This is a genomic window from Agromyces seonyuensis, assembly GCF_009789225.1.
In the GTDB taxonomy this organism is placed as follows: Bacteria; Actinomycetota; Actinomycetes; order Actinomycetales; family Microbacteriaceae; genus Agromyces; species Agromyces seonyuensis.
On sequence record NZ_WSTA01000038.1, the window covers coordinates 14,578 to 33,358 of the forward strand.

Annotated in this window: 19 protein-coding genes; 10 read left to right on the plus strand and 9 right to left on the minus strand. The window is 72.6% G+C overall.

Annotation, left to right across the window (positions count from 1 at the left end; genetic code table 11):
• Positions 1 to 25: 25 nt before the first annotated feature.
• Entirely contained in the window at positions 26 to 814 is a 789-nt protein-coding gene (locus GB864_RS09740; protein WP_160424500.1) for an SDR family oxidoreductase, read from the minus strand.
• A gap of 118 nt (positions 815 to 932) precedes the next feature.
• On the opposite strand from GB864_RS09740, the gene GB864_RS09745 reads away from it, so the two are divergent.
• Entirely contained in the window at positions 933 to 2,048 is a 1,116-nt protein-coding gene (locus GB864_RS09745) for an acyltransferase family protein (protein WP_160424501.1), read from the plus strand.
• Between the two features lie 10 nt (positions 2,049 to 2,058).
• On the opposite strand, the gene GB864_RS09750 is transcribed toward GB864_RS09745, so the two are convergent.
• Positions 2,059 to 2,733 (minus strand): LysE family translocator, encoded by a 675-nt coding sequence (locus GB864_RS09750; protein ID WP_160424503.1) that lies wholly within the window; start codon positions 2,731 to 2,733, stop codon positions 2,059 to 2,061.
• Between the two features lie 213 nt (positions 2,734 to 2,946).
• Between GB864_RS09750 and GB864_RS09755 the strand changes: the two genes are divergently transcribed.
• The 5 genes from GB864_RS09755 (at position 2,947) to GB864_RS09775 (ending at position 8,830) form a co-directional block, all read left to right on the plus strand.
• A complete protein-coding gene (locus GB864_RS09755; protein ID WP_160424505.1) occupies positions 2,947 to 4,275 on the plus strand; it encodes a bifunctional o-acetylhomoserine/o-acetylserine sulfhydrylase in 1,329 nt (442 codons plus the stop codon).
• Positions 4,276 to 4,486: 211 nt separating this feature from the next.
• Positions 4,487 to 5,656 (plus strand): homoserine O-acetyltransferase MetX, encoded by a 1,170-nt coding sequence (gene metX / locus GB864_RS09760; RefSeq protein WP_160424507.1) that lies wholly within the window; start codon positions 4,487 to 4,489, stop codon positions 5,654 to 5,656.
• Between the two features lie 83 nt (positions 5,657 to 5,739).
• Positions 5,740 to 6,951, plus strand: a complete 1,212-nt coding sequence (locus GB864_RS09765) for a sensor histidine kinase (RefSeq protein ID WP_160424509.1) — start codon at positions 5,740 to 5,742, stop codon at positions 6,949 to 6,951.
• Positions 6,948 to 8,180, plus strand: a complete 1,233-nt coding sequence (locus GB864_RS09770) for a hypothetical protein (protein WP_160424511.1) — start codon at positions 6,948 to 6,950, stop codon at positions 8,178 to 8,180. Before GB864_RS09765 ends, GB864_RS09770 begins: the two co-directional genes overlap by 4 nt.
• Positions 8,177 to 8,830 carry a response regulator transcription factor gene (locus GB864_RS09775; RefSeq protein ID WP_160424513.1) on the plus strand — a complete coding sequence of 218 codons (654 nt, stop codon included), beginning with the start codon at positions 8,177 to 8,179 and terminating at the stop codon, positions 8,828 to 8,830. Before GB864_RS09770 ends, GB864_RS09775 begins: the two co-directional genes overlap by 4 nt.
• Positions 8,831 to 8,866: 36 nt before the next feature.
• Here GB864_RS09775 and GB864_RS09780 read toward each other — a convergent pair whose 3' ends face one another.
• The 5 genes from GB864_RS09780 to GB864_RS09800 all read right to left on the minus strand — a co-directional run bounded on the left by GB864_RS09780 (position 8,867) and on the right by GB864_RS09800 (position 12,673).
• Positions 8,867 to 10,150, minus strand: a complete 1,284-nt coding sequence (locus tag GB864_RS09780) for an MFS transporter (protein ID WP_160424514.1) — start codon at positions 10,148 to 10,150, stop codon at positions 8,867 to 8,869.
• 84 nt (positions 10,151 to 10,234) lie between these two features.
• Positions 10,235 to 10,459 carry a thiamine-binding protein gene (locus GB864_RS18965; protein ID WP_336603948.1) on the minus strand — a complete coding sequence of 75 codons (225 nt, stop codon included), beginning with the start codon at positions 10,457 to 10,459 and terminating at the stop codon, positions 10,235 to 10,237.
• 193 nt (positions 10,460 to 10,652) lie between these two features.
• Positions 10,653 to 11,048, minus strand: a complete 396-nt coding sequence (locus tag GB864_RS09790; protein WP_160424516.1) for a hypothetical protein — start codon at positions 11,046 to 11,048, stop codon at positions 10,653 to 10,655.
• Between the two features lie 9 nt (positions 11,049 to 11,057).
• The gene (locus tag GB864_RS09795) at positions 11,058 to 11,372 is read right to left on the minus strand and encodes a thiamine-binding protein (RefSeq protein WP_160424518.1); all 315 of its coding nucleotides are present in this window, start codon (positions 11,370 to 11,372) and stop codon (positions 11,058 to 11,060) included.
• Positions 11,373 to 11,374: 2 nt separating this feature from the next.
• Complete coding sequence (locus GB864_RS09800) at positions 11,375 to 12,673, minus strand: glycosyltransferase 87 family protein (protein WP_160424520.1); 1,299 nt, start codon at positions 12,671 to 12,673, stop codon at positions 11,375 to 11,377.
• 155 nt (positions 12,674 to 12,828) lie between these two features.
• On the opposite strand from GB864_RS09800, the gene GB864_RS09805 reads away from it, so the two are divergent.
• From GB864_RS09805 to GB864_RS09815, 3 genes are all read left to right on the plus strand, one after another.
• On the plus strand, positions 12,829 to 13,671 hold the full coding sequence (locus GB864_RS09805; protein ID WP_202107127.1) for an ABC transporter substrate-binding protein: 843 nt from the start codon (positions 12,829 to 12,831) through the stop codon (positions 13,669 to 13,671).
• 82 nt (positions 13,672 to 13,753) lie between these two features.
• The gene (locus tag GB864_RS09810; RefSeq protein ID WP_160424522.1) at positions 13,754 to 14,614 is read left to right on the plus strand and encodes an ABC transporter permease subunit; all 861 of its coding nucleotides are present in this window, start codon (positions 13,754 to 13,756) and stop codon (positions 14,612 to 14,614) included.
• Positions 14,611 to 15,390 (plus strand): amino acid ABC transporter ATP-binding protein, encoded by a 780-nt coding sequence (locus tag GB864_RS09815; protein WP_160424523.1) that lies wholly within the window; start codon positions 14,611 to 14,613, stop codon positions 15,388 to 15,390. Before GB864_RS09810 ends, GB864_RS09815 begins: the two co-directional genes overlap by 4 nt.
• On the opposite strand, the gene GB864_RS09820 is transcribed toward GB864_RS09815, so the two are convergent.
• Both GB864_RS09820 and GB864_RS09825 read right to left on the minus strand, forming a co-directional pair.
• Complete coding sequence (locus GB864_RS09820) at positions 15,387 to 16,709, minus strand: glycosyltransferase 87 family protein (protein ID WP_160424525.1); 1,323 nt, start codon at positions 16,707 to 16,709, stop codon at positions 15,387 to 15,389. The two genes, GB864_RS09815 and GB864_RS09820, sit on opposite strands and share 4 nt — an antisense overlap.
• A gap of 62 nt (positions 16,710 to 16,771) precedes the next feature.
• Entirely contained in the window at positions 16,772 to 17,629 is an 858-nt protein-coding gene (locus GB864_RS09825; RefSeq protein ID WP_160424527.1) for an ADP-dependent NAD(P)H-hydrate dehydratase, read from the minus strand.
• A 43-nt stretch (positions 17,630 to 17,672) separates the two neighbouring features.
• Between GB864_RS09825 and GB864_RS09830 the strand changes: the two genes are divergently transcribed.
• The coding region (locus tag GB864_RS09830) for an NADH:flavin oxidoreductase/NADH oxidase (protein WP_160424529.1) at positions 17,673 to 18,781 on the plus strand (1,109 nt) is incomplete at its 3' end.

The window sequence follows — 18,781 nt, forward strand, 5'->3', positions numbered from 1 at the left end:
GGGATGACGGAAGACGCCCCGCCGGTCAGAACCCCTTGGGGCGCAGTTCCCCCTCGGCGACGCGGTACGGCGCGGCCTGCGCGACGGGCTTCACGACGATGAGGTCGAGGTCGACGTGGCGCGGCTTGCCGATCGCATCGGCGATGACGCCGGCGATGTCCTCCGCGACGAGCGGATCGGGCACCTTCGAGTAGACGGCGGCCGCGCGCTCGGCGTCGCCGCGGAAGCGGTTGAGCGAGAACTCCTCGGTGAAGACCATGCCCGGGGCGATCTCGATGACGCGGATGGGCTCGCCGTTCAGTTCGAGGCGCAGCACCTCGGTGAGGGCGCGCTCGGCGAACTTCGCCGCGTTGTAGCCGCCGCCGCCGACGTACGCGGTGTGCGCGGCGATCGAGGTGATGTTGACGATGTCGGCGGCCCGGCGCTCGCCCGAGGCTCCGCGGCGCAGCAGCGGCAGCAGCGCGCTCGTGACGCGCTTGGTGCCGAGCACGTTGATCTCGAACATCCAGCGCCAGTCCTCGACGCTCGACTCCTCGACCGATTCGAGGCCCTTGGCGCCGCCGGCGTTGTTGACGAGGGCGTGGATGCCGCCCTCGAGGCCGTCCAGGAAGGCGGCGAGCGCGGCGACGTCCTCGTCGCTGGTGACGTCGGCCGTGAAGGGCACGATCGCTGCCGACTCGGCAGCGAGGGCCTCGAGCTTGTCGGTGCGCCGGGCGACCGCGACGACCTCCCAGCCCGCCGCGACGAGCGCGCGCGCCGTGGCCGCACCGATCCCCGAACTGGCTCCCGTCACGACCGCGCGCTGCATGCTCATGGCATCCATTCCACCACGCGCGGGGGCGCCCGCTCGACGCGGACCCGGCCGCCCGCCGACGCGCCCGGAGCGCCCTCGCGCCTGGCGACTCCCGACGGCCCGGCGGCATGATGAAGGGATGCATGCGACGCGGACTGCACTGCCGGCGACGAAGCGGCGGGTGCCGATGTGGGACAACGCGCGCTGGGTCGCGATCGCCCTCGTCGTCGTCGGCCACGGCATCCTGCCGCTCATCTCGGTGAGCGACGCGGCCTACTCGGTCTACCTGTTCATCTACTCGTTCCACGTCGCCGTGTTCGTGACCGTCTCGGGGTACTTCGCGAAGTCGGGGCCGCTCACCGGGCGCACGATGCGGGGGCTCCTGACCGACATCGTCTTCCCGTACGTGATCTTCGAGACGATCTGGACGGTCGTGAAGTGGCTCGTCACCGGGCACTTCTCGTACGACCTCGCGACGCCGTCGTGGACGCTCTGGTTCCTCATCGCGCTCGCCGTCTGGCGCGTCGCGCTGCCGTTCCTCGTGCTGCTCCGGTACCCGCTGCTCATCTCGATCGCGCTCTCGATCGCGGCGGGCTACAGCGAGGCGGTCGACTCGACGCTCTCGCTGACGCGCATCTTCGGGATGCTCCCCTTCTTCGTCTTCGGCTGGTCGATCCGCCAGCAGCAGCTCACAGGCCGCTGGCTCGCACTGCCCACGCGCGTCGCCTGGCGGTGGCGGGCCGGGGCCATCGCGCTCTTCGCCGCGGTGCTCGCCGTCATGCCGCTCGGCATCGACCTCTGGCGCGACCTCAAACTGCGCCGCTTCCTGCTCTACGACGAGGGCTTCGACGACCTCGGCTTCGACGAGCCGTGGTCGGGGCTCGTGCGGCTCGTGCTGCTCCTCGTGGCGATGGTGCTCGCGCTCGGCTTCCTCACACTCATGCCGCGCGTGACGACGCCGTTCACCAGGTTCGGCTCGGCGACGATGTACGTCTACCTGCTGCACCCGTTCTTCCTCTACCCGTTCCGCGAGTCGGGCATCCTCGAGGGCCCTCAGCCGAGGTGGGTGCTGCCCGCGATGGTGCTCGGATGCCTCCTGCTCGCGGTCGTGCTCTCGACGACGACGGTGCGCCGGCTCTTCCGGCCCCTCGTCGAGCCGAAGTGGCCGTGGGCGTTCCGCCCCACCCCCGAGACGCCGACCGGCACGATCGTGCTGCCCGTGGACCCGCCGCCCGCGCCGCCGAGGCGCGACTGAGCGATCGGGCCTACGCCACCGCGCCACCGCCCGCGAGGACGCCCACGACCACGAGCACGCCGAACGAGAGCAGCAGGAGCCCGCAGACCCCGTCGAGCACCGCCCGTGCGGTCGGACGGAGGAGCGAGCGCCGCGCCCACCCGGAGAGCACGGCGACGAGCGACAACCAGACGACGCCCATCGCGGCGTGGATCCCGCCGAGCAGGAGCCCCGTCCAGACGCCGACCCCGCTTCCGACGAAGAGCCCCGGCATGACCGAGAGGTAGAACACTCCGATCTTCGGATTGAGGAGGTTCGCGAGCAGGCCGGCGCCGAACGTGCGCGGGAGCGACCGGGTCGGCGCGAGGCCGAGGCCGATCCCCGCGTCGTGCCTGCCGCGCCACGACCGGCGCGCGGAGACGAGCGCGCCCCACGCGAGATATCCGAGGTAGATCCCTCCGGCGACGGCGACGACGTCGTAGGCGACGGGGAACCGGACGAGCAGCAACGCCACCCCCAGACCGGCGAGCGCGCCCCACACGACCACTCCGCACACGATCCCGAGCGCCGCGACCACGCCGGCCCGCCACGCGTCCTGGAGGCTCGACCGGATCACGAACACGGTGTCGCTTCCAGGTGCGAGGGTCATCGCGAGCGCGAGCCAGGCGAACGCGATGATCGCTGCGGTGTCGTCGGGGGTCGTCATGCCGACAGCATGGAGGCCGAACTCGTCCGGACGGATCGCACGCGGCGCCAGATTCCAGCGACTTCATGCCAACGCGCTCACGCGCGGCAACGACGTTTCCGGGGTGTGACGGCGTGTTTCGCGCGGCGTTGCCGTGCCGCGCGCCCGAACGTACCGTGACTGCCACGACGCGACGCGAGGTGCGCCGCCCCCGTCACTTCCGAGGAGATCCACATGAGCGAGCACGCCGCCGACTGGCGCTTCGAGACCAAGCAGGTGCATTCCGGGGCCGCCCCCGACCCCGTCACCAAGGCGCGCGCCACGCCGATCTACCAGACCACGTCGTACGTCTTCGACTCCGCCGACCACGCCCAGAGCCTCTTCGCGCTCGCCGAGTTCGGCAACATCTACACGCGCATCCAGAACCCGACCCAGGCGGTCGTCGAGGAGCGCGTCGCCGCGCTCGAGGGCGGCACCGGCGCGCTGCTCGTCGCGAGCGGACAGGCCGCCGAGGCGTTCGCGGTGCTGAACATCGCCAAGGCCGGCGACCACATCGTCTCCTCGTCCTCCATCTACGGCGGCACGTACAACCTCTTCAAGTACACGCTCGGCAAGCTCGGCATCGAGACGACGTTCGTCGAGGACCAGGACGACGCCGACGAGTGGCGCCGAGCGGTCCGCCCGAACACGAAGCTCTTCTTCGCCGAGACGATCGGCAACCCGAAGATCAACGTCCTCGACATCGGGCTCGTCTCCGATATCGCGCACGATGCAGGCATCCCGCTCATCGTCGACAACACCATCGCCACGCCCTACCTCATCCGTCCGTTCGAGCACGGCGCCGACATCGTGGTGCACTCGGCGACGAAGTTCCTCGGCGGTCACGGCACGACCATCGGCGGCGTCATCGTCGACGGCGGCCACTTCCCGTGGAGCGAGCACGTCGACAAGTTCCCCGACCTGACCGAGCCCGACCCCTCGTACCACGGGGCGAGCTACACGACCGCGGTCGGCGACGGCCTCGCCTACGTCATCAAGGCGCGCGTGCAGCTGCTGCGCGACCTCGGCGCCGCGATCTCGCCGAACTCGGCCTGGCTGCTGCTGCAGGGCATCGAGACCCTCTCCCTCCGCGTCGAGCGCCACGTGCAGAACGCCCAGCTCATCGCCGAGTGGCTCGACGACCACCCCGAGGTGTCGTCGGTCAACTACTCCGGCCTACCCTCGAGCCCCTGGTACGCGGCCGCCAACACGTACGCTCCGAAGGGCGTCGGCGCCGTGCTCTCCTTCGAACTCAAGGGCGGCGTCGACGCGGGCCGCGCCCTCGTCGACGAGCTGCAGCTCTTCAGCCACCTCGCCAACATCGGCGACGTGCGCTCGCTCGTCATCCACCCGGCGTCGACCACGCACTCGCAGCTCACCCCCGAGCAGCAGCTCACGACGGGCGTCACGCCCGGCCTCGTGCGCCTCTCGGTCGGCATCGAGAACGTCGAGGACCTGAAGGCCGACCTCGAGGCGGGCCTCGCCGCCGCCAAGCGCGTCACCCAGTCGCAGCTCACGTCGTAACGCGGCAGTCCGCGTCCCGCCGGCCGCGGTCCCCGATCCCGGGGGCCGCGGCCGTCGTCGTCGATGCCGGCCGCCCTCCGGGCGGCCGTCGGGCGGCCGTCGGGCGGCCGTCGAGCGGCCGTCGGAGGATCGACGGGGATCGCCCCGGGGTCGACGGACCGGGATGCGTAACACTTCCCGCGAGCCCCCGCCGGACGGCGAGAATCGACCCATGGATTGGCAGCGGGACTCGTCGGCGGCGTCCACGTCGGCGGCGCGCGTCCCCGTGACGGGCGCGTGGCGCGAGGGCGACCCGGTCGCCGACCGCCGCTTCGTCGACCTGGGGTCGCTGCGGCTCGAGTCCGGCCGCGAGCTGCCGCGCGTCCGCGTCGCCTACGAGACCTGGGGCGAGCCGAACGCGGCGCGCGACAACGCCGTGCTCGTGCTGCACGCCCTCACGGGCGACGCCCACGTCGTCGGGGCCGCCGGCCCCGGCCAGCCGACGGCCGGCTGGTGGCCCGAGCTCGTCGGTCCCGGACTCGCGATCGACACCGACCGCTGGTGGGTCATCGCCCCCAACGTCCTGGGCGGCTGCCAGGGCACCACCGGCCCGGCCTCGGTCGCCCCCGACGGCGCGGAATGGGGCTCGCGATTCCCGCGGCTCACGATCCGCGACCAGGTCGCCGCGCAGGCGGGGCTCGCCGACGCCCTCGGCATCGAGCGGTTCGCCGCCGTCGTGGGCGGCTCGATGGGCGGCATGCACGCGCTCGAGTGGGGCGTCGGGATGCCGGAGCGCGTCGCGCGCGTCGGCGTGCTCGCCGCTCCGCCGGCGACGAGCCCCGACCAGCTCGCCCGCAACTCCCTGCAGCTCGAGGCCGTCCGCCTCGACCCGCGCTTCGCCGACGGCGACTACTACGACGCCGAGAGCGGACCGTGGCGCGGCCTCGCCCTCGCGCGCCGCATGGCGATGCTCGAGTACCGATCCGGCACGGAGCTCGACGAGCGCTTCGGCCGCGAGTGGCAGTCGGCGCTCGACCCGCACACCGCGGGTGGACGCTACGCCGTCGAGTCCTACCTCGACTTCCACGGCAACCGCTTCACACGGCGCTTCGACGCCAACAGCTACCTCGTCCTCACGGAGGCGATGAACTCGCACGACGTCGCGCGCGGTCGGGGCGCCCTCGCCGAAGCCGTCGCCCGGGTGCGCGCGACGACCCTCGTGCTCGGCATCACGAGCGACCGCTACTTCCCGCTCGAGGGCCAGCGCCGCCTCGCCGCCGCGCTGCCGAACGGCCTCGACGGTCACGAGCCGACGATCGTCGACTCGCCGTTCGGGCACGACGCGTTCCTGCTCGACGTGGAGGCCGTCGGGGCTGCCGTCACGCGACTGCTCGCCGCGTGAACCCGTCTCCGCCCGCCGCGACCGGCCGGCACCGGCAGTCCGGGTCCGGGCCGGTTGCCTCAGGCTCGGGTAGGGTGACCCCCGTGCGAGGAGGCGGAGCCGAGCGCGGCGGGCCGGAGCGCCGCCGCTCCAAACGGATCTTGAAGGAGCGCGACCGGCTCCTGCGGCGACTGACCGCGGTTTCGGCGACCTCGGGCGCCGTGCTGGCCGCCGGCGCGGTCGCCGTGCCCGGCGCGATGCCGCTCGAGGTCTCGATCCTCGTCGTCGTGCTCGCCGCGTTCACCGCGATCTACTCGTGGTGGTTCGCGCTGCGCGGCGGCTCGCCCGCGCCGATCGTCGTGGGTGCGGTCGCAGGCCTCCTCGTCGCCGGCTTCGGCGGCCTCATGGGCGGGGTCCCCGCCGCGAGCGAGACCGCGGCCTCGGGCTTCTCCGCGCTCGCCGCCGCATCCGTCGCGATCCCCCTGGCCGCCCTCGGGTCCTACGTCCCGACCGTGGTGCTGTGCGTCGTGACGATCGCCGCCGCCGCGGTGCCGGGCTACTTCGGAGCGGACGTCGGCTGGCTGGTGCTCATGACGCTCATGGGTTGGGGCGCGCAGGCCGCCCTCGGCCGCGTCATCGAGCTCGCCGGGCAACGGGCGAGCCGGCGCATCGGCGAGATCGCGCGCGCCCACCAGACGGAGCGCGCCGCGAGCGAGCGCGAGGCGCAGCGCCGCCAGGACGCCCGAGTGCTCCACGACACCGTGCTCGCGACCCTCAGCCTCCTCGCCCACTCGGGCATCGGCGTCGGCGTCGACGCGCTGCGTCAGCAGGCCGGCGAGGACGCCCGGCTGCTCGCCCAGCTACGCAAGGGCCAGCCGCTCGAGGGAAACGCCTCGCTCGCGTTCTACTCGCCGCAGGCCCAGGACCCCGAGCGGGTCATCGGCGCGACCTTCGAGGTCGTGCGGCAGCGCTTCGTGAAACTCGGCCTCGAGGTGAACTGGCACGGCGCCGGCCGGCTGGTGCTCCCGCGCGAGACCCTCGACGCCCTGATCGGCGCCCTCCACGAGTGCCTCGAGAACGTGCGGCGTCACTCGGGCGCCGAGGTCGCCGACGTCACCGTCACCGAGGACGACCTCATGGTGCGCACCATGGTCACCGATGCCGGGGTCGGCTTCGACGCCGCCGGCGTCGACCCGGCCCGGCTCGGCTTCGCGGAGTCCGTCGTCGGGCGCCTCGTCGCCGTCGGCGGCCGGGCGCGCGTGTTCTCCTCGCCGGGTTCCGGCACGACGGTGATGCTGGAGGTGCCGAAGCCGTGAACGACACCGGTCCCGTCCGCTTCTCGGGCAGCCTCGAGCGTCCCGTCACGCGCGAGCACGCCCTCCGGGAGGCCCTGCCCGGCCGCAGCGGCCGCCAGCTCGTGTTCGGGGTGCTCCTCATCGCATTGCTCGTCGCCGCCGGGTGGTTCATCCACTTCCTCGCGCTTCGCGACAACATCCCGGCCACCCGCCATGCGTGGTGGCCGTGGATCGCCCTCGCGATCGCCGTGGTGCTCTCGATCGGCCTGATCGTCGCGGCGAACGGGCAACCGTCGCGCCCCATGCTCGCGCTCGTGTGCCTGTTCGCGTGCGGCGTGTCGGCTCTCGAGCTCGTGACGACGGCGGGGCTGCTCGACGCGGGCGTCACGCTGACGGCGACGGGCGCGGTCGGCATGCTCCTCGCCGTCGTCGCCGTCCTCGGCGATCCGAGATTTGCCGGCAGCACCGGCGTGCTCATCGGGGCGTTCGCGCTGAGCCAAGTGCTCGTCCAGGCGCCGCAGGCCGGCGTCGCGACGATCGAGGGCGTCGGAATGGCGCTCGCGGCGAGCCTGCCCGCCGTGCTCACCGCGGTCGCCGTCACGGGCTTCAACCGCATGGTCGGCGTCGACCTCGACCACTCCATCGTGCAGTCGACCGTCGGCGTCGGGCCGACCCAGCCCATCGCGGGCGCGGGCGACGAGCTCGCGAGCCTCGACCTCGAGGCGGAGCAGCTCCTCGCCGGCGTCGCCGCCGGTCGCATCCCGCTGCCCCTCCCGCCCGCGGAGTCGGCGCTCGCAGCGCGTGTCGGGGCATCGCTGCGAATCCGCCTGATCGAGGGTCGGACCGACACGTGGCTCAAACACGCGATCGCCGAGTCGGAGCTGCTCGCCGGCGCCGCCGTCGTCGACGACCCCGAGGGCGACGCCGCTCGGCTCGCCCCCGCCGCACGGGACGCGCTGCTGCTCAGCCTGTGGCTGCTCGTCGACGACCGCCCGCGCGGCTCGCAGGTCCCGATCCGTGTGATCGTCGACAACGCGGATGCTGAGACGGACCGGCTCGTGTCGATCGATCTCGTCATCGCCGGCGGTTCGCGTCGCCGCATCGATCCGACCACGTGGGAGACGCTCGGCAACGTCGGCTCCTATCGCACCTTCTTCGAAGAGCGGGACTTCCGCATTACGATTTTGAGTCGGGTCGAGCCCGATGCGCCTGAGCGCACGGCCCGCTCGCAGAGAAAGGCCGAACGATGACGTCCGAACGTCCCCCGATCCGCATCGCCCTCGTCGACGACCACCGGATGCTCCTCACCGCACTCGGAGAGTGGATCGAACGCGAGGCGGACGACATCCGCGTCACCGCCGCGGTGCCGACCTGGCCCGAACTGCTCGCGCACCCCGAGTTCCCGGTCGATCTGGTGCTGCTCGACCTCGACCTGCGCGACAACATCCCCGTCTCGCTCAAGCTCGCGACGTTGAAGACGGCGGGCGTACGGGCGATGCTCATGTCGAACTACTCGGAGCCCGCCCAGGTGCGCGAGGCCATCGCGGCCGGCGCCCTCGGCTACGTCGTGAAGGACGAGTCGGCCGATCAGATCGTCGAGGCCATCCGCCAGGCGTGGACCGGCGACACGTACATCAGCCCCGACCTCATCGACCGCATCGTCGACGGCAACGACGGCGTGCCGAAGCTCTCGCTGCAGGAGCGCCGGGTCATGGCGCTCTACGGCGCGGGGCATCCGGTGAAGGCCGTCGCGTTCGAGCTCGGCATCTCCGAGGAGACGGCGAAGAGCTACCTCAAGCGCATCCGCGAGAAGTACCGCGTATTCGGCATCGACGTCGGCACGAAGGTGGCGCTGCGCAAGCGGGCCATCCTCGACGGCATCCTGCTGCAGAACGACTGACGCCGCGCGCCGGCCCGGACCGCCCGTCGGACCGGGTCAGCGCACCTCGACGGCGTGCATGGACGTCGTCGTCGACACGACGTGCTGCCCGCGCGCGCGGCGGGAACGGTCGATCGCGAACGTCGACACGGCGAGGATGCTGCCCGCGGCGGTGAGCCCGAGGCCGATCCAGACTGGGGCGACGTACCCGAGCCCCGCGGCGATCGCGACGCCGCCGAGCGCGGCCCCGATGCTGTTGCCGATGTTGAGCGCCGAGTGATTGAGCGCGGCCGCGATCGACTGGCTGTCGCCCGCGACGTCCATGAGGCGCACCTGGATGGTCGGCGAGAGCGCCGAGGCGGCGAGTCCGACGAGGAACACGCCGGCGAAGATGCCGACCGCGGTCGAGGCGGAGAGGCCGAGTGCGACGAGCGAGGCGGCGAGCAGGCCGAACATCGCGTACATGGAACGGCGCACCGAGCGATCGGCGATGCGGCCGCCGACGAGGTTGCCGACGGTCATGCCGAGGCCGGCCGAGACGAGCACCCACGGCACGACGGAGGCGTCGAGGCCGGCGACCTCCGTCGCCATCGGCGAGACGTAGCTGTAGACGGCGAAGAAGCCGCCGAAGCCGATCGCGCCGATCGCGATCGCGAACCAGACCTGGAGCCGGCCGAACGCCCTGAGCTCGTTGCGGACGGTCGCCGTCTTGTCGCCCGCCTGGAAGGGCACGGTCGCGAGCACGGCGAGGAGCGCGAGGGCGAAGATCGCGGCGACGGCGAGGTAGGCGGTGCGCCACCCGGCCTGCTGGCCGAGCCAGGTGATGGTCGGCACGCCGACGACGTTGGCGATCGTGAGGCCGGAGAGCACGAGCGCGACGCCGCGGGCGCGCTTGCCGGGGCCCATGAGCGAGGCAGCGACGAGCGAGGCGATGCCGAAGTAGGCGCCGTGCGGGAGCGCGGCGACGAAGCGGGCGACGAGCACGAGGCCGAAGCTCGGCAGCAGCGCGGAGGCCACGGTGCCGACGGTGAACCACGCGAGCAGCACGAGCAGCAGGCGTTTGCGCGGCCACTTCGCTGCGGCCGCGGCGATCGTCGGGGCGCCGACGACGACGCCGAGCGCGTACGCGGAGATGAGCCAGCCGGCCTGGGCATTGGCGGCGTCGGGGTCGCTCGCGGCGAGGCCGGGCAGCAGGTCGCGCCCGATCTCGGGCAGGAGGCCCATGGCGACGAACTCGGTCGCGCCGATGCCGAAGCCGCCGAGGGCGAGGGCGAGCAGGGCGAGCCGGATGCGCGCGGGCGAGAGCGTCGCCGAGGTCGCGGAGAGTGCTGAGTTCGTCACCGGGGGAGTCTAGCCTCGAAATCGAATCGTTTCGACTCCGACGGGGAACCGCAACGAGAACGTCGCCCGCGCGTCATCCGCCCGTCATTCGCCCCGCGCGTCGAGCTCGCCCGAGAAACCGGGCCGGATATCGGCCTTCAGCACGAGCGAGACGCGCGAGCCGTAGGCGCCGACGGCTTCCGTCGCACGCTTGACGACGTCCATGACCTCGTCCCACTCCCCCTCGAGCAAGTGAGGGGGGAGTCCTGGATGTGCAGCGCGACTCCGGTCCGCCCCCTCCCCTGACGGAGCTCCCGCTCGCTCTGCCACCCCTGGAAAACCGTCTGCGGTTTGTTGAAAGCCCCAAAGGGCCCTGGCCCGTTCGAGTGAACGGCCGGGGCCTTCTCGCGATTCCCCTGAGCGCTGATCGTCTCGCCGTCTTCCCAGCGCGTCATCACGCGCTGAGCCACCGGCCCGTGAACCGTCGTCGCCGGCTGTTCACTCGACGCCGATCTCGGGTGGTTTACGCACTCCCCCAGATGTGCTCGCGATACCAGCTCAGCGCCCGTTCGAACGCCGCATCGTCCGCGTCCCATTGAACCCGGAGTCTCGACGTCAGAACGTCGATCAATCCGCCGGACCCGTTTTCACGCGCCTCATCGACGACGCCGGAGTCCATGAGGAACGTCGTGCCGTCCGGCTCGGTCAGACTCTCCGTCGGGAACCAGAGCTCGTACATCGACCGTGGGACATCCGGACGATCTCGCTGGTCTCCGTCGAGCCGGGCGGCGATGACGTATTCGCCCGTCTGGGGGCCGACGCCGATGGTTCCGGAAATGCCACGCGTTCCCCATGAGCCCATTTCAGGGACGTTCGGGTCGCGCGGATACTCGCTCACCTTGCGCGGCCGACGGAACATGTTTCGAGACTAGAGGTCGTCCAGTCCATCCAAAGCCGCCTCCAGCCTGTCGACCTTCGCGTCGAGCTCGCCCGAGAAACCGGGCCGGATGTCGGCCTTCAGCACGAGCGAGACGCGCGAGCCGTAGGCGCCGACGGCTTCGGTCGCACGCTTGATGACGTCCATGACCTCGTCCCACTCCCCCTCGAGCTCCGTGAACATCGACGTCGTGCGGTTCGGCAGGCCCGAGGCCCGCACGATCTCCACCGCCGCGGCGACCGCGTCGTGCACCGAGCCGTCGGCGCGGCCCGTACCGCTCGGGGCGACCGAGAATGCGACCAGCATGTTCATTCCTCCAAGGTCAGGGGACGGGATTCGGCGGGCCTCCCCGCCGGCGGACCGGCCAGCCGGCGTCGGCCGGCGCGCACGAGTTCGACGATCGACCACGCGTAGAGCACGAGGAGGCCGACGATCTTCAGAGTCAGCAGCAGCACGAAGGCCGGGTCGGCGATGAGCAGCCAGCCGTAGAGGTACGGGTAGAGCAGGTGGGTGAGCACGGCGATCCCGACGGCGACGCTCGCCGGCAGCGCGAGGCGCCGCGGGCGCAGCAGCAGCCCGAGGACGATCGGCGCGGCCAGCCACGTGACGAACTGGGGCGAGCCGACCTTGTTGCCGAGCATCAGCGCGGTGACGAGTCCGAGCGAGAGCGGCACGAGGATGCGGCCGGCGCTGCCGCCGCGGCGCACGGCGAGGACGCCGAGCACGGAGACCGCGGCGACGCCGACGAGCATGAGCGGCGTCGCGAGCGCGGCGGCGAACTCGGTCCCCGGGCCGTTCACCTGGAAGGTCAGGATCTGCCGGTCGTAATAGATCGAGTGATCGGACGATCCGCCGACGATCGCCCAGAGGAAGGGCACCGCGAGCCCCGCCTCGACCTGGAGGCCGCGGCCGGTCTGCTCGCCGATGAAGCCGAAGACGTCGAGCCCACTGCCGGCGAGCAGGCTCACTCCGACGATGCCCGCTGAGAGGCCGATCGCGACGCCGAGCACCTCGCGACGCCGTGGCGCGACGATCGCGAGGGCGAGCAGGAGCGCCCCCGGCCACACCTTGATCCAGGCGCCGATCGTGAAGAGGACGGCGGCGACCCGCGGGCGGCCGAGCGCCCACAGCATCCCGGTGATCGCGAACGGCACGGTGATCGCGTCGATGCGGCCGAGCGCGATCGGTCCGAGCGCGGCGAGGAAGACGAGCCACCACCACGCCGCGATCCGCCGCGTGCGCGCGAGCCGGCCGCGCCCGAGCAGGATGCCGAAGACGACGGCGTTCAGGCCGCTCGCCAGGAGCAGCCAGGTGAGTCCGTAGAGCTCGGGGCCGAGCGCGAGGGCGGCCGTCATCGGGGCGAACGCCAGGATCGGGTACACCCAGGGAGCGTCGATGCCGATGCGCATCCAGCCGTCGGTGGCCTCGGTCGCCCAGAACTTGTAGACGCCCGTGACGTCGCCGAGCGGGTAGCCCGGCGCCGCGAGGTTCAGCCAGATCAGCAGGCCGTGCACCGCGAGGAACCCGATCCACAGCGCAGCCCGACGATCGAGCCAACGGATGCCGCGCCGATCGCGCGGCGCTCCCCCCGGTTCCGCACGCGCCATGGCGCCGAGCGTACCTCGGGAGCCCGTGCGGACCCCATTCGGGCCCGCCGGTACGGTCCGCACGGCGTCACGGTGCGTTACGGATGCCGCCGATCGCGCCCGGGTACGGGATGCTGGAAGCCTTCCCATCACCGCGTCGCGCCCAGGAGGCCGTCATGATCCGCCGTTCCGCCCGCACGGGCATCCTCGCCGCCGTCGCCCTCTCGGGCGCCATCGCCCTGGCCGGCTGCGCATCCGGCGACCCCGCGTCGACGGACTCGGCGTCGGGCTACGTGACCGAGGGCAAGCTCACGATCGGCACGGCCGAGCCCGCCTACTCGCCGTGGGTCCTCGACGACGACCCGTCCTCGGGCGAGGGGTACGAGTCCGCCGTCGCGTACGCCGTCGCCGAGCAGCTCGGCTTCGACGAGGACGACGTCGTGTGGGTGCGCACGACCTTCGACCAGGCCATCGCGCCGGGACCGAAGGACTTCGACTTCAACCTGCAGCAGTTCTCGATCACCGATGAGCGCAAGGAAGCCGTCGACTTCTCGTCGCCGTACTACGAGACGACGCAGGTCGTCATCACCCTGGAGTCCTCGCCGGCCGCGAGCGCGACCTCCATCGCCGACCTCAAGCCGCTCACGATCGGCGCGCAGACCGGCACGACGAGCCTCGATGCGATCGAGGAGGTCATCGCGCCCGACTCCGCCGCGCAGGTGTTCAACTCGAACGACGACGCCAAGCTCGCCCTCCAGTCGGGCCAGGTCGACGCGATCGTCGTCGACCTGCCGACCGCGTTCTACCTCGTGGGCGCCGAACTCGACGGCGGCAAGATCGTCGGCCAGCTCCCCGAGACGGCCGGGACCGGCGACGCCTTCGGTCTCGTCCTGCCGAAGGGCTCCGCGCTCACCGCGGACGTCACCGCGGCCGTCGACGCCCTCCGCGAGGACGGCACGCTCGACGACCTGGCCGAGGAATGGCTGGCGAGCGCCGGCAACGCCCCTGTCCTGCAGTGACGCGCAGCACGACGGTCGCCGCGGCGCTCGACGGGGCCCCCCGCCGGGCGCCGCGGCGCGCACGCTCCGCTAGCCTCGCCTCGTGACCGAAGCGACATCGGACTGGCGCCCGAGCGCCCTCGAACTCGAACGGCGCGCGTTCCGCAAACGCCAGACGACGCGCTCCGTGCTCGTCAGCCTCGGCTCCACGGCGGTCGTCGCCGTCGTGCTCTGGATCGTCGTCGCCGGCACCCCCGGCGCCCAGGCCGTCCGCACGTCGTTCTTCGACCTGGATGTCGCGATCGCCGCGTTCCCGGCGGTGCTCGAAGGCCTCTGGCTGAACCTGCGCGTCCTCTTCTTCGCGGCGATCGGTGTCGTGATCGTCGCCGTCGTCCTCGCCGTGGCGCGCACGCTCCGCGGGCCCGTCTTCTTCCCGCTGCGCTTCCTCGCTGCCGCGTACACCGATGTCTTCCGCGGCGTGCCGCTGCTCATCGTGCTCTACCTCGTGGGGTTCGGACTGCCCGGGCTCGGGCTGTTCCCCCGCATGGATCCGGCCTTCTGGGGCACGATCGCGATCGTCCTCGTCTATTCGGCCTACGTCGCCGAGGTGTTCCGTGCGGGCATCGAGGCGGTGCACCCATCGCAGCGGCTCGCCGCCCGTGCGCTCGGCCTCGACCACGGGCAGACCCTGCGCCGCGTCGTCCTGCCGCAGGCCGTCCGCAAGGTGACGCCCGCCCTCATGAACGACTTCGTCGCCATGCAGAAGGACGTCGGCCTCATCTCGGTGCTCGGCGCCGTCGACGCGGTGCGCGCCGCCCAGATCGAGACGGCGCACTTCTACAACTACACGCCCTACGTCGTGGCCGGCCTGCTCTTCATCGCGCTCGCCTGGCCGACCATCCGGTTGACGGACTGGGTGACGGGGCGCATGCGCGCGCGCGAACAGGTGGGGAGCATCGTATGAGCGACGCCGTCGACGCCGTCAGGCCGGGCCGTGCGGCCGAGCCGCCGGTCCTCGAACTGCAGCAGGTGCGCTGCGCCTTCGGCGATCACGTCGTGCTCGACGGGATCGACCTGGCGGTCGCCCGGCACGAGGTCGTCGCCCTCATCGGCGCATCCGGATCGGGCAAGTCGACGCTGCTGCGCACGGCCAACCTCCTCGAGCACATCGACGACGGACGCATCCTGCTCACGGGCGAGGACGTGAGCGACCCGCGCGTCGACGCCGACCGCGTGCGTGCCCGCATCGGCGCCGTGTTCCAGCAGTACAACCTGTTCCCGCACCTGAACGTGCTCGACAACGTGACGCTCGCGATGCGGCTCGTGCACCGGGTACCGAAGGGCGAGGCCGAGCGCCGCGGCCGCGAACTCCTTGCGACGATCGGACTGGAGGCGAAGGCGGGGGCATTCCCCGACACCCTCTCGGGCGGTCAGCAGCAGCGCGTCGCCATCGTGCGCGCGATCGCGTCCGAGCCCGAACTGCTCCTGCTCGACGAGATCACGAGCGCCCTCGACCCCGAGCTCGTCGGCGAGGTGCTCGCGCTCGTGCGCACCCTGAAGGCGCAGGGCGCCACGATCGTCATGGCGACCCATGAGATGCCCTTCGCGCGCGACGTCGCCGACCGCGTCGTGTTCCTGGACGGCGGCCGCATCGTCGAGGAAGGGCCGGCCCGCGAGTTCTTCCGTTCTCCCCGGGAGGAACGCACGAAGGCGTTCCTCGCTCGCGTGCTCTCGGGTTAGCCCGCCTCGACCGGTCGCGCCTCGACCGCAGCCGCCGAGCGCCTCGACCCGGCGCGCACGAGCGCGACGAGCGCCCACACGAGCACGGCGGCCACGAGCGCCGACTTCGCCGTCGTCGCCAGCACCGGCAGCAGTCGCACGCGCTCGAGCTGCCCGTAGAAGAACGGGTAATTGAACTGCGCGAAGAGCGCCGCCGCGAGCACGAGCAGGGCGGGCAGGTCGAATCGGCGACCGGCGACGACGAACCCGAGCGCGATCGGGGCGATGAACCAGACGAGGTACTGGGGGGATCCGACTTTGTTGCACACGATGAGGGCCGCGACGATCGCCGTGCCGAGCACCGCGAGCAACTCGGGGCGCTCGGCCCCGGACCGGACGGCCCGGACCCCCAGGAGCGATGCCGCGACGATCAGGACCAGCATGAGGACGTCCGACAGGGCGGTCGCCACGGCCATGCCCGGCCCGTCGACCTCCATCGCGATGATCTCGGAGTAGAAGACCTCCACCTCCTCCGCGCCGAGGAGCCCCAGCCAGAGATAGGGCACGGCGGTCGCCGACTCCAGCTGCGCGCCGCGCCCGGTCTGCCCGCCCACGAAGGAGACCAGCTGCGCCGTGGCGCCGAGGGCGATCCAGCTCGCCGCGACGGCGACGCACACGGCCGCGGCGGCGAGGACCACCCGCAGCCGGCGCCGGACCACGACGAGCAGGGCGAGCAGCAGCCCGGCCGGCCACACCTTGATCCAGGTGCCGACGGCGAGCAGCACGGCGGCGAAGGCCGGCCGCTGCGCCGCGACGAGGAACGCGATCACGGCGAGCGGCACCGTGACGGCGTCGATGCGGCCGACGGCGACCGACCCCACGGCCACGATGGCCGCCGTCCACCACCAGGCGGCCCGCTCGCGGCCGGCCGGGAGGGCGCCGCGAACGCCGACGAGCGCGAGGAAGGCGAGCGCGTCGAGCACGGCGATCAGGACGAACCAAAGGGCCTGGTACCCCTCAGGGGTCGGAGCGAGCAGGTACGGCAGGCCGATGACCGGGAGCGCGAGCGGCGGGTATACCCACGCCCGATCGATGCCGACGAGTCCCTCGCCGGCGGCGGCCGAGTCGAGCCAGGCGACGTAGATCGAGTTGACGTCGGAGAACGGGTCGAAGCCCTTCAGCGGCGGCATGTCGGGTCGCCACAGCCCGAGCAGGACGACCGCGACGTGCGCGAGCGCGAAGGCGAGCCAGAGCGCCGTGCGGGATCGCAGGAACGAGGGACGGCGCTGCGTTTCCCCGGCAGCGCCTCCATCGGCTGTTGGTCGTGGTGACGACTGCACGCCGCCACCGTATTGGATGACCGGCGGCCGCCGCGGCCCCCGAGCGAGGGTGGCCGCTCCCCTCAGTCGGTCGGCGCGAGGAGTCCGCCCGCTGCGGCCGGCAGCGCCGCCGCGATGTCGAGGGCGACGATCGGTCCGCCGCCGACCGCCCGGCTCGCGGCGACCGCGGCCTGCCCGTGCAGGTAGGCGGCGGTCGCGGCGAGCTTCGTCAGCACGGTCGGGTCGTCGAGGATCTCGGCCGCGTGGGTCGCGGCGAGCGCGCCGAGGATGCCGCCGAGCACGTCGCCGGTGCCGGCGGAGGCGAGCCAGTGGGTCGGCGCGGTGACGGTGTAGGCGTTGCCGCTGGGGTCGGCGACGTGCGTCACAGCGCCCTTCAGCAGCACGGCGACGCCGAGCTCGTGCGCGGCGGCCGTCGCCCACGCGGCCGGGTCCTCGGCTGGATGCTCCGTCGGCCCTGTGGTCTCGCGCGCCGCGAAGAGCCGCTGCAGTTCGCCCGCGTGCGGCGTGATGACGGTGGGGCCGGTGCGCTGGCCGACGAGGTCGAGGGCGCCGGCGTCGAGCACGACCGGCAGCTCCGACGAGAGCGCGTGCGTGAGCTCGCCGAGCAGCAGGAACGTGCGCCGGTCGGCGGCGATGCCCGAGCCGATGAGCCAGGCCTGCACCCGACCGCGCCCCGGGACCGTCTCCGGGCGACGTGCGAGCACGAGGGCGCGCGGTGCTCGCGGGCCGACGTAGCGGACCATCCCCACGCCGGTGCGGTGCGCGGCTTCGACCGACAGCACGGCCGCTCCGGGGTACTCGTTCGAGCCGGTGACGACCCCGAGCACGCCCCGCCGGTACTTGTCGTCGTCCGCGGAGGGCGCCCGCACGCTGCCGCTCGCGTCGTCGTGGGTCCACTCCCGAGCCTCGTGACGCTCCATGCCTCCACGATATGCCTCCGGTGCCGGCGGTACGTTGGGACGGATGTCGAACGCACCCGCTCCACTGCCCGCCGCCCCCGTCCCCGCGCTCTTCCGCCCGATCCGGCTCCGCGAGCTCGAGATCCGCAACCGCATCTGGATTCCGCCGATGTGCCAGTACTCGGTCGACACCCTCGACGGCGTCCCCGGCGACTGGCACCTCGTGCACTACGGCGCGCTCGCGCGCGGCGGCGCGGGCCTCGTCATCGCCGAGGCGACGGCGGTGCTGCCGGACGGGCGGATCACGGACCGGGACACCGGGCTGTGGGACGACGCCCAGACCGAGGCCTGGCGCCGCATCGTCGGGATCGCGCACGGGCACGGCGCGGCCATGGGCGTGCAGCTCGCGCACGCCGGGCGCAAGGCGTCGACGTGGCCCGCGCTGCCCGGTCGCCCGCACGGCACCCAGCCGGTCGAGGAGGGCGGGTGGACCGCCGTCGCGCCCTCCGCCGTCGCGTTCGACGGGTACGCCGAGCCGGAGGCGCTCGACCGGGCCGGCATCGCCGCGGTCGTCGAGGCTTTCCGGGCCGCAGCCCGCCGAGCCGCCGACGCGGGCTTCGACCTCGTCGAACTGCACGCGGCGCACGGCTATCTGCTCCACGAGTTCCTCTCGCCGCTCTCGAACCGCCGCGACGACGAGTGGGGCGGCTCGCTCGAGGGACGCGCCCGGCTCCTCCTCGAGGTCGTCCGCGCCGTGCGCGCCGAGGTCGGCGAGCGGATGCCCGTGCTGGTGCGCTTCTCGGCGACCGACTGGGCCGCGGGCGGCTGGGACGTCGAGAGCACGAGCGAGGTCGCCCGCTGGGCGATCGAGGCCGGCGCCGACGCGTTCGACGTGTCGACCGGCGGACTCGTCGCCCACCAGGCCATCACGCTCGGCCCGGGCTACCAACTCCCCCACGCGATCGCGGTGCGCGAGGCCACCGGCGCACCGGTCGCCGCCGTCGGGCTCATCACGACGCCGGCGCACGCCGAGTCGATCGTGGCAGCCGGGCTCGCCGACGCGGTGCTCGTGGGCCGCCCGGCGCTCCGCGACCCGCACTGGCCGCTCCGCGCCGCCCACGAACTCGGCGCCGACGACGCGGCGGCCTGGCCGGGAGATCGGAAGAGCACAGG